This window comes from Shimazuella sp. NTD250, from assembly GCF_059510375.1.
Window position 1 is genome coordinate 132,661 of the sequence record NZ_JCAJZS010000002.1, and the last position, 16,469, is coordinate 149,129.

Consider the following 16,469-nt stretch of genomic DNA (forward strand, 5'->3'; position numbering starts at 1 on the left):
CCTCCTATTAATTAACGGAATATTCGGTCATAAATTCAAGGAAAGATGTTCTTGAATCCGTCGATGACATTCCTCTTGAATCATTTCTTTGATACTGGTGGTGATGATTCCCCTGTTAGCCAAGTTATCCATCCCCTTTATGACTAAATGATGTCGGCTTACTCCGTTACGAATACACATCCCCAAAAAAGAAGTAGTGGTTCCTTCGTCTTTGTATCCAAGTACTGCAAATCTGGACGGATTAGGCCTTTCAAACAAAAGCGTCTGGATGGTTGCTGGATAGCCATTAAATGCAAATATTACAGGCATCTGTTCTGTAAATATATTCTCAAATTCACTGGGAACTAGTGCATGACTAAACTGATCCGAAGAACCCAAACAAGTAATTTCACACACCGATACAAAACGAATGCGAATATCTGGCAGGTATTCTTTTAAGAACCGGATTGCCTCAATCGTTTCATTTGTTACATAGTCACCACTAGCAGCAAAAATAAGATCAGGGGTTTCAGGATCACTGATTTCCGTTAAAATAGTCACACCTTTATCTGCTAACATCTTGGCTTGTGTAGGAGTTATCCAACTTGGTAATGCGGTTTTACCAGCAGTCACTACATTCACTAGATTATTCGATTGCATACAAACTTTTGTACATTCTAGTAAAGTAAGAGCATCAGGAGGAAAGTATAATCGAACCTTCGATCCATGTTTTGCGATTAGTGATTGGGTAAACTCAGGATTTTGATGCGAATAATTATTTTGCCAAGCTAAACTCGTAAGAAAATAATTTAAAGATGGCCAACTTCCTTGCCAATCAGGGGCTTCCAATAAGTATTTCATATATTGGCTCAATGCACTGGTAATAGTAGGTATAAAGCACTCATAGGAAGTAAACCATGCCTGTTTTCCACTCAAAACATAACCTTGTGACCATCCCTGGCAAACATGTTCACTTAAAATTTCTAGAACAGACCCATCCCTATTCTGTGAAAATCCATTATTACGGATGGTTGCATCCAATAAAGAGTGTAGCTGGTTTGAATTTAATTCGTCTGGACTGAACACTTTTATCGCTCTTTTTGTTTCGTTTGTCTCTAATACTTTGGATAAAAACTGTCCAAAATGCTTTGCTGGACTTCTAGATGTTTTTGCATTCTCTAATAATGAAATGGGATCAGGAAAATGTATTTGTATCTTTTGGTTAGCCTTTCGAATGGTATCCAGCGTTTTTCCTAATCTTCTCTCTTGTGGAGGAACAATCTTTTTTAGATTTTTAGCTTGTCCCCATTCATCGAATAATTCATGAGGCAAATAGCTTTGTAACCATTTTTCTAAAGCTATGGAATCTTTGTAATTATCCGATGGTTGAAGTGGGGCTTTGTGTGCTTTGACTGTCCCCACAATTTGCCTTCCATCAACTGATTTTGGACCTGTCCAACCTTTGGGTGTGCGTAATATCAGAAGTGGCCACCTACTCCTACTTTGGTTTTTCCTTTTATAAGCTATTTGAGTAACAGCCCAATCTAAAGCCTCTTCCATCGATGTATGCGTCCCACTAACAAATTGCACCTCATAGCCTAACCCAAAAAAATAAGACTCTATTTCCGTTTCTGACATCATACTTAGCAGGCTTTGACTAGACATTTTATAACCATTTAAATTGATAATGGGTAAAACTGCTCCAGAGTGTGTTGGACTAAGGAATTTGGCTCCATGCCATGCAGCAGCCGTTGGCCCTGTTTCACATTCCCCATCCCCTAAAATACATACCGCCAACGTTTCTGGATTATCCAATATCGCTCCAAATGCAACACTAAGTGCATGTCCTAGCTCACCCCCAGGATGAATACACCCAGGAATTTTGCTAGATAACTCAGTAGGGTATCCATTAGGTGTGGCAAACGATCGAGATAGATAAGCGATTCCTTGTATATCTGGTGTACAAAAAGGATCAAATTCACTAAGAGTACCTTCTAAAAACAGATTGGCCAAGATCGAAGGCCCGGAGTGCCCTGTTCCTACTACTGGAAGTATGTTCAATTCTGGAATACGAGTGAGCAAATAATTCAAATGGGCAAAAATAAAATTAATTGCTGGAGCATTGCCCCAATGCCCAAAAGATCGAGCTTTTATATGATTTTTTTGCAGCTGTTCCGTAAGTAGAAAATTATCACATAAATATAACTGAGCTACAGTTAAGTAATTAGCAGCTCGCACATAAGAATCGACTTCATATCTTATTTCCATTTTTCTATCATTCAAATTACCCGCTCCTTGTTCCTACACAGAAGCTTTCGGTTCTATGAGTTTTTCTCTTTTTAGAAAATGAGGAGTTAATTCTGTTCCTAAACCAGGTTGCTCAGGAAGAGAAATACTGCCGTTTTTCGGTTTAACAGGATGTTTATAAAAAATCTGTCTTTTTGGCTCTAAAGTAATGTGATATTCCAACATGGGAATGGTTTCAGGAGCATATGCAAACGCAAGATGAAGTCCTGGAAGGAAATTATGGCCATGCGGTATCATGGGTATACCCAATGTAGACGACATAGCCACAATACGAATGCTTTCGGTAATGCCTCCACACCATCCAATATCCAATTGAAAATAATCGATTAATTTTGATGTCAGCAGAGAATATGCTTCAAAGCGATTGTAAATATGTTCTCCTGCTGCTATAGAAATTGGTATGTCCTTTAAATCTATCGAATTTGTAAGTAACATTTCAGATGGAATCGGCTCCTCGATCCAACCAATAGAGTATGACTTCATTTGACTGCAAAAATCTTTTGTTTGGGAGATGCTCCAAGCTCCGAGGATTTCGAACATTACTTTTTGTTTCGATGAGTTGCAAATCCGTTTTGCACTTTGTATGTTTCTGGAAAGGATATCCGCGTTTTCAGATTCCCTCTTGCGAAGTGCCCATTTTTGGGCAAGATAACCTTCAGTCTCTATCTGTTTGACTATCTTGGGAACCTCTTCCCCTTCTTCATCAAACCCCATACAACTCGCATAACAAGGGATTTCGTTTCGGCATGGTCCACCTAACAGTTCGAATACAGGAATTTGCAATATTTTGCCTTTTATATCCCAAAGGGCGCAATCAAGCGCCCCTAAAGCCATCATCCATATTCCTGTTCTTCCGCCAAATTGAGTTGAAGAAAATACTTTATTCCAAATCTGTTCCGTAGCAAGGGGATTCAACCCTTTGATTGTCTCTCTCATGGTCGCTAGTTGGACCGCAACAGTGGATTGTCGTATGGGTCCATAGAATCCCGATATCCCTTTATTCGTAGACACTTCAAGAAAATATGCTGATACAAACTGATTCCCATACGGTACCGTTACATAATCAACGGACAAATCAGTAATTCTTACACTGTTTACTTCCATCCAACAATCACCTTGATTGTGATATGATCTTCAAAATGATTTTCTGGACTAAATGTCTGCAATGCTTCTCTTACTTCACGATCGAATTCGGGTAATCGGTCACCAAATAATTCTTTTGCAGCAAACGATGAGGAATACAAATATCCCATTATTCTTTCTAGATCCCAGGTCTGAACAATGGGATACTTTAACATCTCTACATTTTTAAAGCCTTCTTCTTTTACCACAATTTGATGAGAAGGTTTTCGATTCATTGCTTCTGATCCTCGTCGTTCTGGTCCCAAATATTTTTTTACGATATCGATCATGATTTCTTGCCATTTTTCTCTTCTCGCCCAGAAGCTTCCCATTCCCCAGATGGCAATTCCTCCACCATCGGTTAAGAGCTGATGAGCTTTTTGTAATACTAGTCTACGATCCATCCAGTGAAAGGAGGAAACACAGGTAACAAGTTGAAACGATCCTAATTTTTCACTGATATCTTCTGCTCTCATCAATTGAAACTGAACATTATCAGCCTTCTCCCTGTCCTTCTGAAGACATGCTGCTTGGAACATGTCTTCGTTTGGATCTAATCCAATTACTTCTTGAAAACGATCCCTTATATCTATCGTAACCGTACCTGGTCCACAACCCAAATCAAGCAGTCTACCAGAGCCGTCTACATGAAAGAAATCTAATAACTGATTCAAAAATGCTTTCGGGTATCTCGGACGAAATTGTACATATTCATCTGCCAAACCTGTAAAAACAACGGAAGAATTCCCCATGTCTTTGTTCATTTTTTACCATCCTATCTCATTCATTGGTTTTCCATCAAAAGTGAAGTACCAGAGTGTACGATAACATTCCCAGGTTGTGGGACGAAGGGTGGTAGGAATAAGGAGTTTTTCTATTTCCTTACGGAATTTTAAGTACCATTCTAGATTGGTTACTTCACCACTAGCAAACACTTGCATGAACTCATTATGGGACTGAAACAGATTAATGGAGGGCATTTTAGTTGTATGTGGAAGTATCGATTTTATCCCTTCCATTGCTGATTCAAGATCATCCAAACCTACAATGTAGGTCCATGTCGTATCCAATCCTTGGGATTTTGCACGAGCTAATAAATCAGGCATCTGTTCAGGTAAGAGATCAGCTTTCGAACTCTTCAATATGACATCTCTTTTGGTGAAACACTCAATGGTTAACGTTAATTTAAAAGGTGCGGTGTATTGATTCAGTTCTTGGAATCCTTCATTGGTGCGAATAACGGAACCCAGAAAATTCAGTTGACCTTTAAAATTATGATTATTCAGGGTATGACGCACGTTTTTTAAGTGTTGAATGGCGAGATGTTCATAAAGAAAACAACCAGTAGAAAGGCAAACTTGCTCCAAAGAAGATAGATCTTTCCAACCTTGTTGATTGGCCAAGATGTGAAAGTATTGATCAAGATCATCTAACACTTTTAACCTGGGGTCCTCTGCAACTTCCAAGCTATTATAACAGAAGACACATCCTGTACAGACACTACGAGCATTGGAGTTCATCGTAAGGACATTCCCACCTTTTCGGAAATAGCCCATCACAACATCATCATTTTCAAGTTCACATACATCTGCAAAAGGTTTTCCATGAAATAATAGTTGAGTAGGAGTAAGGAAAAATGGTGATTTTTTTCGGTTAGGAGGTACAATTAATCGAAGCAAGTATTCTGGGCGACTCTTCAGACGTATTTTCATTCTCATTCTTGGTGAATCAAAATCCGAATTAACCCCTAAAGTGTTTAAGGCAATCATCATGATATCTTCTGCACAAATACTATATTTTTGTTCTAACTCCAACACACATTTCTCATCTACATGAGCAAGTAGATTGCTTTTCATATTCGTACACATCCCTTTAGTTATTTTGAAAGAAACCAATCTATTCCTTATCCAAACATGCTTGTACAATCGCTTTCATTCGAATGAGACGGATCTCATCGGTTTTTGCTTCATAGATTGTACTTAAAAGTTGTTGTTGTTCGTAAATCGGAAGTTGATCAATGGTTGTTTCAGCTTCGTCTAATAATTTCTGAAGTTGATCAGGGACATTCATTTTTGGAAGCCCAATATTAACAAGGCTTAACTGAACTTGAACCTCATCTCCCCATTTCAATTCCGTTTTCTTTGATAATGGAATGTATGGAGGTTGTTCATCTGTCCGTAAGATCACTCCAGAAAAAGGAGATTCATTGATTGTTCCCTTGCATTTGCGACTACGAAAATCTACACAGATCTCACGTGGTAATCGAATAATTAAAAGATCTCCAAAGGAAGAAACAGTAGTTTGAAAGTCCACTTTCATCCCCTCAATTCTTTATAGTATGCCGATGACTGAATTACCTCATGGAATTCTTTCCAAGCTTCTTTTATGGAAATCAACGAAACAAGCTTGTCTATATCTTGGATGACCTGGTTCGTGGGTCCAGACATAGTGAGAATCGATTTGACTGGACTAGGCAAAATCTTATTTGCGATCCGTCGTACCGTTGCAAATTCATCCAAGATTCGCTGGCTTTGTTGAAGTGTAAAGTGTTGAAAAACGGGTATCTGCAAAGACAGATATTTGGTATGAATCTCTGGTGGCTTCCAGTTGTTTAAAGCCATCTTCACTAGCTCATGATAAGTGTTTGGTACTCCTGTTAATGTTGTGAGAGCCGTGCTTCCACCAAATCGAGTATTTACTTCTAGCACTGTGATCGGTCCTTTTTGAGGAATGATCAGGTCAATGTCGGTAATCCCTTCCCATTGAAACAACTTCCCTAGCGTTTGAACGACATCATGTAATTCCGGTAATCGTGATTCTGGTAAGTGATAGGGTGCGATTTTAAGTCGTTCGGTGGGATGTCCACCTGATTGCGTTGATCCTTTGTAAATCGGAACGAAAGGAACAGTTATCCCTTTGTAGCTCAACGTCTCAATGGATATTTCGATCCCTTCAATGTGTTTTTCTATCAAAACTTTGGAAGGTCGATACATTTCAAAATAACGATCTATCTCCTTATGGGTTACACAATAAGCGGTTTTAGCACCAGCACTTCCGGTAGGATCTTTTAAGATGATGGGATACCCAACTTGATCCGCTAATTTTGTTGCCTCGCTCTTATTGGTTACAACATCTCCAGGTGCAACTGTAATTGCACTATGTTCACACAACACTTGTCGCATGAGTCCTTTGTCAATTCCAATCATTGCTGACTGCAGAGGATGGCCAATCGTTGGAATTCCTAACACGCTTTCGGAGTAATGCTTGATCATTCCATCTCTTGTTAAGGCAATTTGTTCAGGGGTATTTCCACAAATCGAGATAACAGCATCAATTGGAGTACTTTGAAGATATGAAATAATACTTCCCCAATCGTCATAGGAGTGAAGTTGGATTCCAGGATATGTAGTTGAGATGGTTTCTGTATTTTTCACTAAGTGAAATTCATGCCCCATGTTTTCTCCATACTCAATTATTGGATTAACGCGTGTTTCACTAGTCAGAAGAATTTTCATTCGATCACCTCACTGATTTAGACATAACAAGATAAATAAATTGGAGCTGCTAGTGGCAACTCCACCATTCTTGCTCTTTCAGCCATTTTGTCTGCATTTTTTTGATAAAAGTACAATTACTAGTGGCATTGATCTCCTTGATATGTTTTTTTCCATCTAATAACGCACGATCCACGAGAGAAAGAGCAGAGGCACTTAAGTAGGTGAAATCCTGTTGGGTGGGAAGCTTAGTGTTTTTATCTACTGCAAACCACCCCACTGCAAAGGAAACAGTTAATGGTAATCGATCAGCTAATTCATGATGGAAACCTTCAACAGAGAGGTAAAAATCAGCTTGTGTTTTTCCTGCACAGACGAGAATCATTTCATCCCCACCGAAAGTAGATAATGCACTCCAAGGGTACTCTAGTTTTTTAAATGCAGATAAACTGATTTTTCCCAATTGAGACATGAACGCATTTCCAGCTAGATGACCAAAAGACCAAGGATTTGTTTCATTCATCGATTGAAAATAAGATTTTAGATTATCTACATCTCCTACTGCGATTCCTACTGCTCCATAGTTTTTTAAGAGATCAGGGAATTCCTGAGTATAACTTTTGAAGAAACTAGGAAAGGAAATGAATCCGGTTACAGGATCGCGGATGTAATCACACCAATTTTCACCATAAGCAGGAGCAACAAAAGAATTTTCAGCACTATATACCATAAAAGCTTTCATTTTGTTTCCTTTCATCTATCATTGATTATTTTGTGTGTTACATGGAAACAATTACAATCTATTAACTGATGTGTTTTGGGGTAGTGAAAACGTCATAATTCCTACCATGTATATAAGTTGTTCCATTCGCCATATCTGTGATCTCAGCGTTCAATAAGGTAAATTCAATTGTTTTTCTATCCTCACTGGTAATGGTTACTTTACTTATTTTCTTGTTAGAAATTGTTGGTTTCACATACGGATTTTCATCATACAAATAATCCATTCTTAATTCATCTCCCCCCATTGATAGCCTAGATTGGCTATAGCACCGCCATTGTGGGCTTATTTTAAGAAATTCTAAGAACTCCTTAACTTTATCCCTATTTCCTTCCAAACTAATTTTCAACATTTTGTTTCATCCTTTCTTTAAATCATGTAATCTCCTTACTTCCATGCGAATTAGAGCGTGAATCCATCTTTCTGTGTCACTCATACCATTAGGAAACAAAAAGCGAATGATATACCCTTTTCCTGAGAGTTGAAGATCAGTTATAATCTGTGACTTATGCTGATTCATGAGATCAACAGAGTAATGGTACTTGTCTGCTAATTCTTGTAAAGCTCTCGTGACTTCATGAGGAATTGTTCTGTTATCAATGATCCATAGTAAATCCATTGTTTAACAAGGTTTAGTCTCCTATTCTTTTAGCAGAAATAAGAAAACATTTTTCTACCCATTTGAAACAAATAACAATTCAGGATTAAAATAGATAAAAAACCAATTCATTAATATTTTTCAAGAACCTATCAAACTTCTTTTTTTTGATTATATATTTCTAAGAATTTACTGACAAATTTGCGTTTTTTTCAGAATTAATTTCTTTGGTCTTAAAAAAATATTATCTTTACACCATATCTCGCCGCATTATCTTTTCTTTTCTACGTTCATTCTTAAATAATTTGTATTTTTTGCTTATTTCGTTTATTATGATGACTTTTTTTTAGAAAAAAAATATAATATATTTGTTAAGAGGAGGTAGAGTGATTTGCAGTTACAGGAGGAAGAACGGCAAGCCTTACGGTCGTTTCGAAGGAATAATGGTCTGAGACTAGAAGATTTGGCCGATGATAATCTTTCTATATCCAGTATAAGCAACATCGAAAAAGGCAACCGTGTACGTGAAGGAACATTGGAGGCTTACTTCTCAAAATTAGAAGTTCTAGGATTAAAAAGAAACTCGTTATTGGATCTTGTCAAAAAAGAAAGAAAGCTCTCTGAACAATTAAAACTAACCTTAATGCTCTTAGAGTCTAAAATTGAATTAAATTTGCTTTCACAAGTTATGTCAGAAATCAGAGAAATGGAGAATAAGAAAGAAGTCCCTAAAGAATATAGCCAATATTTAAAGGGAAAATTGTATTTGAAAAAAAGAAAATGGGGCCAAGCAAAACCCCACTTTGAAAAGGTAATTGAAATCTGCAAAAAAAATAACAATAGCAGCTTTAATCTCATTGCTACTTCCTATAAAGAACTTGCAAGAATAAGCTTTTACGAACGAAATGATATTCAAAACTCACTTATTTTAGTTGATGAAGGATTACGATACTATGATCCTGATAAAGAAAAAAATGAGATCCGATATTATCTACTAATCGGGAAAGTTTCCTATCTGGAAAAATTAAATCAAACAGATGAGGCTCTTCACCTCTTAAAAGAAATGTGGGCTTCTTTGCCAGAAATAACCGATGTTGAGATTCGATTGAATATGTATGAAATCATGGCTGCTTTACTAAATAAAAAAAATCGGTTTACCGAAGCTCTTTCTTATGCAAAACATGGCTTCTCTATCGCTGTAAGAAATCAAAAATATCGTCGTTCTCAAGAATTATTAACTATTTTAGGAAACATTTATGTGAACCTAAAAGATCATTCGAGTGCTGAGAATTGCTACAAAGAAGCTTTAACATTTGTGCAAAAAACAGGTAAAGATCTTCTTGTCTCCACATATACTGAACTTGGTCTTCTTTATAAAAAAATGAAACAATTCGACGAATCAGAACGATATTTGAAAATAGCAGTTGAAGAAGGATCTCAAGCAAAAGATGCACAAAGGTATTGTTATGCCCTCATGTCTTTGGCTCGGTTTTATCTAGATCAAAAATCGTACATAAATGCTATAGAACACTATAAAACAGCCAAAAGAATAGCAAATCAATACAATCTACGTAATAAATTGCAAAGCATATTAGTGGATATTTCGGAATGTTGGAAACGGGCGGGATACAAAGAAAATTACTATGCATCCCTTGATGAATTCCAAAATCATATAAGAGAGAATAGTCATCAAGTGTAGGATAGGAGTTATGATTCCCTACTTTTTAATAGACACAAATAAATAGCAGACATGAAAAGGGGGTGACTTACGATGAGATTTGAAAGTGATCCTCCATAAATAGGATATATCCCTTTTTACCTATTTTTATAGGATAAAGGGATTTTTTCATCAATAAAACTTTCTCTAATTAAAAGCATCTAAATCCATATGTAGTATTTTCTTCACTGCGTCCTTATCCTATATTTATAATATTACTATCAAATAAAAAAATTGATTCGCATTATAAAGTACTTTTCAATGCTTTCTTCTCCCACAGCTATTAAATTAAAAGAAATTTACAAATCTAATCAATATTAATATGATATGTAGGTACAAATCAGGAACTCCAACTAAGGAGAGCACTTTTGTCTGGTGAAACAGGACGGGCAGGAATCGACCAGATCGCACAACGCGTACCCGAAATCTTGGACAACCCCAAGTTCGGGCTCCTCGGCCACTTCATTGTCAAGACAGTGAAGGCGGTGGAGCCCTTCCGCAAGATGGCAGGTGCGACGCCGTTCACGGACGACCAGATCAATCAGATCTGCCCGCTCCTCGAACAGGGAGGACTGGAACTGACTCCAGAGATGAGGAAGGGCGTCATCCTCCTGCTCGGTCTCAAGGAACAGGAAGAGAACTCCTGATCCAATCCCCTTCCTGAGGGAAGGAGGGTCGGTTCTTGCCAAGTTGAACCAACCCAGCGAAAATAATGAAACGCTAAATATAAATGACTGAACATCCTTTTCTAATACAAAAGAAAGGATGTTTTCATCTTATAAAAGTATAAAACTACCTCTTTTTGATGTAATTCAACTGAGCAAATTCGTTGATACGTTGAATACTCTGCAAATGGTATCGTGTCTCAATACTCTCCCCTTGAAAGAGTCGAATACCCTTCCCTAAAGTAACCGGAGCAATGGTCAGTATCAATTCATCAATCAACTGATGCTGCATAAAATGTTTGATTAAACTCCCTCCGCCAACTATCCAAATATCTTTCTTTTCTTTCTGATTCAGCCTTTCGACAAAATCTACTACATTTTCATTTGTATATTGGACATACTCATCTGATCCTGCCGCTTGATTAGAAAAGACAAAACATTCTTTATCAGCATATGGAAACGGGACATCAAACGTCTGAATTTCTTTGTAGGTTGTATTTCCCATGACAACAGTATCGATCCGCTCGATAAACTCACTATACCCATTGTCACCTTCTCCTTGGGTAGTATGTAGCCAATCCAATCCACCCTCATCATCAGCAATATGCCCATCAATCGACATGGCGATATATAAGATGACTTTTCTCTCCATTCTATCCCATCCCTTTCCTAAACAGAGAGTCTAGCAAACACTCATACAAGTGTGCTAGACTCCAAATTATTTTCACCCAAAAATTCACCACTATTCATTTGTCGTCCTCGGACAAAATCACTGGCTGCTAGTCGTTTTTTCCCTGCTGGTTGGATATCCGTCAAGCGGAGGGAAGCAGAACCTGTGGCAACAAAAATACCTTCTGTTGTTAAATCCCATATTTCACCCGGTTTCTTCCCTTCTGGAGTATGTTCTACCAGTTCTGCCCACCAGACTTTAAATGCTTGTCCTCGCCAATATGTAAACGCAACTGGCCAAGGATGCAGTCCTCTGATTTGATTGCGAATCTCTACAGCGGAACGGCTCCAATCAATTTCTTCTTGCTTTCGTTTGATATTTGGGGCAAAAGTAGCTTGCTCTTCATTTTGCGGAACTGGAGTAATCTTCCCTTGAATCAGCGCAGGCAGTGTCTCTTTTACTAATTCAGCTCCTACATGAGATAGCTTTTCAAATAAGCTCCCTACATGATCATCTTCTGCAATCGGAATACTTCTGCTGTTGATCATATCCCCAGCATCCAAAGCTTCGACCATATACATTAGTGTCACACCAGTCTCTGTTTCTCCATCGATCAGAGCTTGGTGTATGGGGGCTCCTCCTCGATATTTGGGCAACAAAGAGGCATGGACATTGATACAGCCAAATTTCGGTATCTCCAAAATTTCGATTGGCAAGATTTGACCAAAAGCAGCCGTGACAATCAGATCAGGTTCCATCGATCTCACATAGTTGATTTCTTCTTCCAGTCTGATCTTTTCTGGCTGGTAAACTGGAATGTTGTGTTCAACCGCCACTTCTTTGACTGGAGGCGGGGTTAAAATACGTTTTCTGCCAACTGGACGATCTGGTTGTGTAATGACGGAAACAATATTGTACCCCTCTTCTATCAACGTTAACAAAGAAGGCACCGCAAAAGCTGGGGTGCCCATAAAAATCACTCTCATCGGTTCTCTTCCTCCTCCGGACGGAACACTTTCTCTGCTATGTCAATAAATAATACACCATTTAGGTGATCGATCTCATGTTGGAATGCCCGGGCTAAAAAGCCTTCTGCTTCCATCTCCACTGTATTTCCGTTTCGATCTTGCCCTTTCACCCGAATTACATTTGCTCTTTTCACATAACCGAGTAATCCAGGAATACTGAGGCAGCCTTCTGGCGGTTCTATCTGTTCCCCTGATTTTTCCACAATCTCTGGGTTTACCATTTCGATTAATTCTTCTCCAACATCTACCACGATGATTCTTTTTCCAATCCCAACTTGAGGGGCTGCCAATCCAACACCATGAGCATCATACATGGTTTCAGCCATATCATCGAGCAGTTTGCCCAACCTGTCATTAAATCTTGTCACTTCTACTGCCCTTTCCTTAAGAATGGGATCGGGATACTTCACGATGTTGCGTATAGTCATTTGTGCTCACTCCTATTTCACCATCACGATCAATTTGTATGCGTAATTCTTTATCTCTGGACCAATCTTCAACAATTTTCCACTTTGATTGAATTTCTTGGATAATTTTATGGTCGTTCGGATATTTCACCATTACTTGAATGCGGTGGCGATCCTTTATTTTCGATACAGATGGTGCTACTGGACCCAGCACCTCATAATTTGGATTTCCTTTCAAAACATCGGCGATTTCCACTGCCCGTTTCATGGCTAAAACACGATCGATATGACTGACTGTTATCGTAAACAATCCACAAAACGGGGGATAGTGATGTTGTTTCCGCAATAATAATTCTTTGCGATAAAATGCCTCTGATTCATGCTGAGAAACCATTTGAATACTATAGTGATCTTCTTGATAGGTTTGGATGATCACTTTCCCAGGCTGTTCATGACGGCCAGCACGGCCGCTCACTTGTGTCAGCAATTGGTACGTTCGTTCGACCGCTCGAAAATCTGGAAGATTCAACATGGTATCTGCTGCAATAACCCCTACTAATGTAACTTTCGGAAAATCCAGCCCTTTGGCAATCATTTGTGTACCGAGTAAAATATCTGCTTTTTCTTCCCCAAAGGAACGCAATAGCCGTTCATGAGAACCTTTTTTACTTGTTGTATCCATATCCATCCGTATGACACGAACTCCAGGAAAATGCTTCGTCAACTCTTCCTCGACCTTTTGCGTTCCGGTACCAAAATGGCGAATATGTTCACTCTGGCATTTTGGGCAAGTAGTGGGCACTTTTTCCGTATAGCCGCAGTAATGGCAACGCACGGTTCGATTGGTATGGTGATAAGTTAATGCAATATCACAATGCTCACAATTGGCTACTTCTCCGCATGAACGACATAGCACAAACGTAGCATATCCCCGGCGATTTAAAAACAAAACAACCTGCTCTCCACGAGCAATGGTTTCCTGAATCGATGTGGTAAGTGCTCTGCTAAACATCGTCCGATTGCCTTGTTTCAGTTCTTCTCTCATATCTACTGTCTCTACTGTTGGAAAAGGTCTGCCTTTTACTCTCTCTTTTAATGTTACCCAAGCATAAGCATTGGTTCGAGCATGAAAATAACTTTCCAGTGAAGGCGTGGCAGACCCCAGCACTACGGCAGCTTGGTGAAATTGTGCTCGCCATCTGGCAATTTCTCTCGCATGGTAACGTGGGCTTTCTTCTTGTTTGTAGGATGACTCATGTTCTTCGTCAATAATGACCAATCCCAGTTTGGTAAAAGGAGCAAAGATAGCGGAACGTGCACCAATTGCCACTTGAACCTCACCTCGACGAATTTTTCGCCATTCATCATATCGTTCTCCAGCTGAAAGTCTACTGTGGAGTACTGCTACTTTATCTCCAAATCGCCCTTTAAATCGATCTACCATCTGCGGGGTTAGCGAAATTTCTGGAACAAGCACTATTGCTTCTTTTCCTCGCTGTAATACCTCTTCAATCGATTGCAAATAAATTTCAGTTTTTCCGCTGCCTGTCACACCATGTAAAAGAATTGTCTCATACTGCTCTTCTTTAATAGGTCTATTTATCGTGTCAAATGCTTGTTGTTGTTCTGCTGTCAGTTCTAAGGGCACAGTAGGTTCGAAGGTGGTATCTCGATATGGATCACGATATTGTTCCCTGTCTTCGATCTGTACCAATCCACGTTCAGCTAGTGCTTTGACCGTTTGCCTATTTGCTCCGGTATGAGCCAATAACGTGGAAAGTGGTAACTCGGCATGATCTTGGAGTAAAAATTGCATCACCTCGACTTGCTTTTTTGCCCTTTTGGGAATTTCTTGCAAATCTGTGCTTTTCACTTTCACCCAAGATATTCGTTCTTTGGTCACTCGGTCACCCACATGCTCTTCCAGCCTAATAGCTCCATCTTGAATCGATTTTCGCAATGCTTGTCTGCCAACAAGTCGCTCCGCTTCTTCAAAGCTGCACGATATCTTCTTCTCGAGCAGTTGGCGCAAAGGCTCCAGCTGTTTATCAAAGGTTTTACCTTCTGAACTCAAATAAACTTTCTTATGATATTTTCCCTTGAGCACTGCGGGAATCATCGATTGAAATGCGGTAATGGTATGACAAAAATATTCTTCCGCCATCGCTTGTCCCAGTTGAACTAATTCTTGAGTAAGCGGTGGTAAAATATCTTTCACATCTAAAATATTCTTTAGTTTTTGGGTGGGAGAGGAGAGGGTTAGCCCAATCACATATCCTAGTATTTTTCTTGGTCCAAAAGGAACTTCCACTCGGCTCCCTATTTGAATCTCACCGATTAATTCTTCGGGTACCAAGTAATCAAAAGGTCGATTTGTTCCTTTGCTCGGAACATCCACCACTACTTTTGCTACTTGGATCATAGCTGTTCCCCGATCCACCGAATCAATTTTTCTGCCAATTGACGCTTAGGCATCACTGGGTAAGAGTGGATAAATCCTTGTCTTCCATAAACTTTTACTGCATTTGTATCAACAGAAAATCCTGCTCCTGCTTGAAGCACATCGTTGGCGATAATAAAATCCATATTTTTCTTCTCCAACTTCTCCCTTGCATACTTTTCGATATTTTCTGTTTCAGCAGCAAAGCCAATTAAAAGTTGATTTTCTCGTTTACGTTTGCCTACTTCATATGCAATATCGGGATTCTTTATCAATTCTAATTCCCAGCTGTCTGTCTGCTTTTTCCGTTTTTGTGACAATACTTCCTTCGGTCTATAATCGGAGACTGCCGCCGCTTTGATTACAATATCTGCTCTATCTAGATTTGCGAGAACTGTATCGTGCATCTCTTGTGCTCCTGTTACGGCAATAACTTCTGCTCCATCAGGAGATGTCAAAGAAACTGGTCCACTGACTAAGATCACTTTTGCGCCTGCTTGTAGTGCAGCTGTTGCTAGTGCATATCCCATTTTTCCCGATGAGTGATTCGACAAATAACGAACAGGATCAATGGCTTCCACAGTTGGTCCAGCTGTGAGTAGGACTGTCTTTCCTTCTAACAAACGTTTTGGAGCAAAAAAAGCCTGAACCCATGCGATAATCTCTTCTGGTTCTGCGAGTCGACCCTTTCCTACATAACCACAGGCCAATTGACCTTCATCAGGTTCAATGTATGTCACACCATAGGATGAGAGTTTCTGCATATTTTCTTGGACGATTTTATTTTGGTACATATGTACATTCATCGCTGGTGCCAGCACAATAGGCGCCTGGGTTGCCAATATAGTTGTGGATAACATATCATCTGCTATACCATTTGCTATTTTCCCGATTAGATTCGCTGTCGCTGGTGCAATAAGTACCAAATCAGCGTGATCTGCCAAATCAATATGCATGACACGAGAGGGATCACGTTCATCAAAGGTGTCAACCGCTACTGGATTACGGGTGAGTGTTTGTAAAGTTAGAGGAGTAATAAATTCGGTAGCTGACTTGGTCATAATCGTGCGTACATCCATACCTAGCTGCGTAAGTTTACTCGCAATCGTTGCTGCTTTATATGCTGCAATTCCTCCAGTAATCCCCAATAAGATGCGTTTTCTCTCCATCTTTATCCCTCACTAAACACAGGTTTGTTCGCAATTTATGGTATATCTCACTAAAAAAATAACAACCTTATACCAGGTTGTTTATTTTGAAA

15 protein-coding genes are annotated in these 16,469 nt (G+C 39.1%); 2 read left to right on the plus strand and 13 right to left on the minus strand.

What is annotated here, in order from left to right:
* Positions 1-27: 27 nt before the first annotated feature.
* From AC5WOF_RS05440 to AC5WOF_RS05475, 8 genes are all read right to left on the minus strand, one after another.
* Entirely contained in the window at positions 28-2,262 is a 2,235-nt protein-coding gene (locus AC5WOF_RS05440; RefSeq protein ID WP_496048934.1) for a phosphoketolase family protein, read from the minus strand.
* A gap of 18 nt (positions 2,263-2,280) precedes the next feature.
* Complete coding sequence (locus AC5WOF_RS05445; RefSeq protein ID WP_496048935.1) at positions 2,281-3,390, minus strand: mandelate racemase/muconate lactonizing enzyme family protein; 1,110 nt, start codon at positions 3,388-3,390, stop codon at positions 2,281-2,283.
* Positions 3,381-4,172: a class I SAM-dependent methyltransferase gene (locus AC5WOF_RS05450; RefSeq protein ID WP_496048936.1), complete on the minus strand. Its 792-nt coding sequence runs from the start codon at positions 4,170-4,172 to the stop codon at positions 3,381-3,383. The genes AC5WOF_RS05445 and AC5WOF_RS05450 overlap by 10 nt, the downstream gene beginning before the upstream one ends.
* 3 nt (positions 4,173-4,175) lie before the next feature.
* Entirely contained in the window at positions 4,176-5,264 is a 1,089-nt protein-coding gene (locus tag AC5WOF_RS05455) for a hypothetical protein (RefSeq protein ID WP_496048937.1), read from the minus strand.
* A gap of 40 nt (positions 5,265-5,304) precedes the next feature.
* Entirely contained in the window at positions 5,305-5,721 is a 417-nt protein-coding gene (locus tag AC5WOF_RS05460) for a DUF1905 domain-containing protein (protein WP_496048938.1), read from the minus strand.
* Positions 5,722-5,723: 2 nt separating this feature from the next.
* On the minus strand, positions 5,724-6,923 hold the full coding sequence (locus AC5WOF_RS05465; protein WP_496048939.1) for an ATP-grasp domain-containing protein: 1,200 nt from the start codon (positions 6,921-6,923) through the stop codon (positions 5,724-5,726).
* 49 nt (positions 6,924-6,972) lie between these two features.
* Positions 6,973-7,644: a nucleotidyl cyclase domain-containing protein gene (locus AC5WOF_RS05470; protein WP_496048940.1), complete on the minus strand. Its 672-nt coding sequence runs from the start codon at positions 7,642-7,644 to the stop codon at positions 6,973-6,975.
* A gap of 61 nt (positions 7,645-7,705) precedes the next feature.
* Positions 7,706-8,035: a hypothetical protein gene (locus AC5WOF_RS05475; protein WP_496048941.1), complete on the minus strand. Its 330-nt coding sequence runs from the start codon at positions 8,033-8,035 to the stop codon at positions 7,706-7,708.
* 709 nt (positions 8,036-8,744) lie between these two features.
* On the opposite strand from AC5WOF_RS05475, the gene AC5WOF_RS05480 reads away from it, so the two are divergent.
* A complete protein-coding gene (locus tag AC5WOF_RS05480) occupies positions 8,745-9,980 on the plus strand; it encodes a tetratricopeptide repeat protein (RefSeq protein ID WP_496048942.1) in 1,236 nt (411 codons plus the stop codon).
* A gap of 386 nt (positions 9,981-10,366) precedes the next feature.
* The gene (locus AC5WOF_RS05485) at positions 10,367-10,645 is read left to right on the plus strand and encodes a hypothetical protein (protein WP_496048943.1); all 279 of its coding nucleotides are present in this window, start codon (positions 10,367-10,369) and stop codon (positions 10,643-10,645) included.
* A 145-nt stretch (positions 10,646-10,790) separates the two neighbouring features.
* Here the strand turns inward: AC5WOF_RS05485 and AC5WOF_RS05490 are convergent, their stop codons facing one another.
* Genes AC5WOF_RS05490 through coaBC form a run of 5 tightly spaced genes read right to left on the minus strand, consistent with a single transcriptional unit; the run spans position 10,791 to position 16,377 of the window.
* Complete coding sequence (locus tag AC5WOF_RS05490; protein WP_496048944.1) at positions 10,791-11,315, minus strand: dihydrofolate reductase family protein; 525 nt, start codon at positions 11,313-11,315, stop codon at positions 10,791-10,793.
* Between the two features lie 41 nt (positions 11,316-11,356).
* Positions 11,357-12,319, minus strand: a complete 963-nt coding sequence (gene fmt, locus AC5WOF_RS05495) for a methionyl-tRNA formyltransferase (protein WP_496048945.1) — start codon at positions 12,317-12,319, stop codon at positions 11,357-11,359.
* Positions 12,316-12,789: a peptide deformylase gene (def, locus tag AC5WOF_RS05500; RefSeq protein WP_496048946.1), complete on the minus strand. Its 474-nt coding sequence runs from the start codon at positions 12,787-12,789 to the stop codon at positions 12,316-12,318. Before def ends, fmt begins: the two co-directional genes overlap by 4 nt.
* The gene (gene priA / locus AC5WOF_RS05505; protein WP_496048947.1) at positions 12,746-15,190 is read right to left on the minus strand and encodes a primosomal protein N'; all 2,445 of its coding nucleotides are present in this window, start codon (positions 15,188-15,190) and stop codon (positions 12,746-12,748) included. The genes def and priA overlap by 44 nt, the downstream gene beginning before the upstream one ends.
* A complete protein-coding gene (gene coaBC / locus AC5WOF_RS05510; RefSeq protein ID WP_496048948.1) occupies positions 15,187-16,377 on the minus strand; it encodes a bifunctional phosphopantothenoylcysteine decarboxylase/phosphopantothenate--cysteine ligase CoaBC in 1,191 nt (396 codons plus the stop codon). Before coaBC ends, priA begins: the two co-directional genes overlap by 4 nt.
* Positions 16,378-16,469 lie beyond the last annotated feature (92 nt).

What these genes read in the sequence shown, in the direction of transcription:
- AC5WOF_RS05445 (WP_496048935.1), bottom strand. Translation starts at nt 3,390, where the DNA reads ATGGAAGTAAACAGTGTAAGAATTACTGATTTGTCCGTTGATTATGTA.
- AC5WOF_RS05450 (WP_496048936.1), bottom strand. Translation starts at nt 4,172, where the DNA reads ATGAACAAAGACATGGGGAATTCTTCCGTTGTTTTTACAGGTTTGGCA.
- AC5WOF_RS05455 (WP_496048937.1), bottom strand. Translation starts at nt 5,264, where the DNA reads ATGAAAAGCAATCTACTTGCTCATGTAGATGAGAAATGTGTGTTGGAG.
- AC5WOF_RS05465 (WP_496048939.1), bottom strand. Translation starts at nt 6,923, where the DNA reads ATGAAAATTCTTCTGACTAGTGAAACACGCGTTAATCCAATAATTGAG.
- AC5WOF_RS05470 (WP_496048940.1), bottom strand. Translation starts at nt 7,644, where the DNA reads ATGAAAGCTTTTATGGTATATAGTGCTGAAAATTCTTTTGTTGCTCCT.
- AC5WOF_RS05475 (WP_496048941.1), bottom strand. Translation starts at nt 8,035, where the DNA reads ATGTTGAAAATTAGTTTGGAAGGAAATAGGGATAAAGTTAAGGAGTTC.
- AC5WOF_RS05490 (WP_496048944.1), bottom strand. Translation starts at nt 11,315, where the DNA reads ATGGAGAGAAAAGTCATCTTATATATCGCCATGTCGATTGATGGGCAT.
- fmt (WP_496048945.1), bottom strand. Translation starts at nt 12,319, where the DNA reads ATGAGAGTGATTTTTATGGGCACCCCAGCTTTTGCGGTGCCTTCTTTG.
- def (WP_496048946.1), bottom strand. Translation starts at nt 12,789, where the DNA reads ATGACTATACGCAACATCGTGAAGTATCCCGATCCCATTCTTAAGGAA.
- priA (WP_496048947.1), bottom strand. Translation starts at nt 15,190, where the DNA reads ATGATCCAAGTAGCAAAAGTAGTGGTGGATGTTCCGAGCAAAGGAACA.
- coaBC (WP_496048948.1), bottom strand. Translation starts at nt 16,377, where the DNA reads ATGGAGAGAAAACGCATCTTATTGGGGATTACTGGAGGAATTGCAGCA.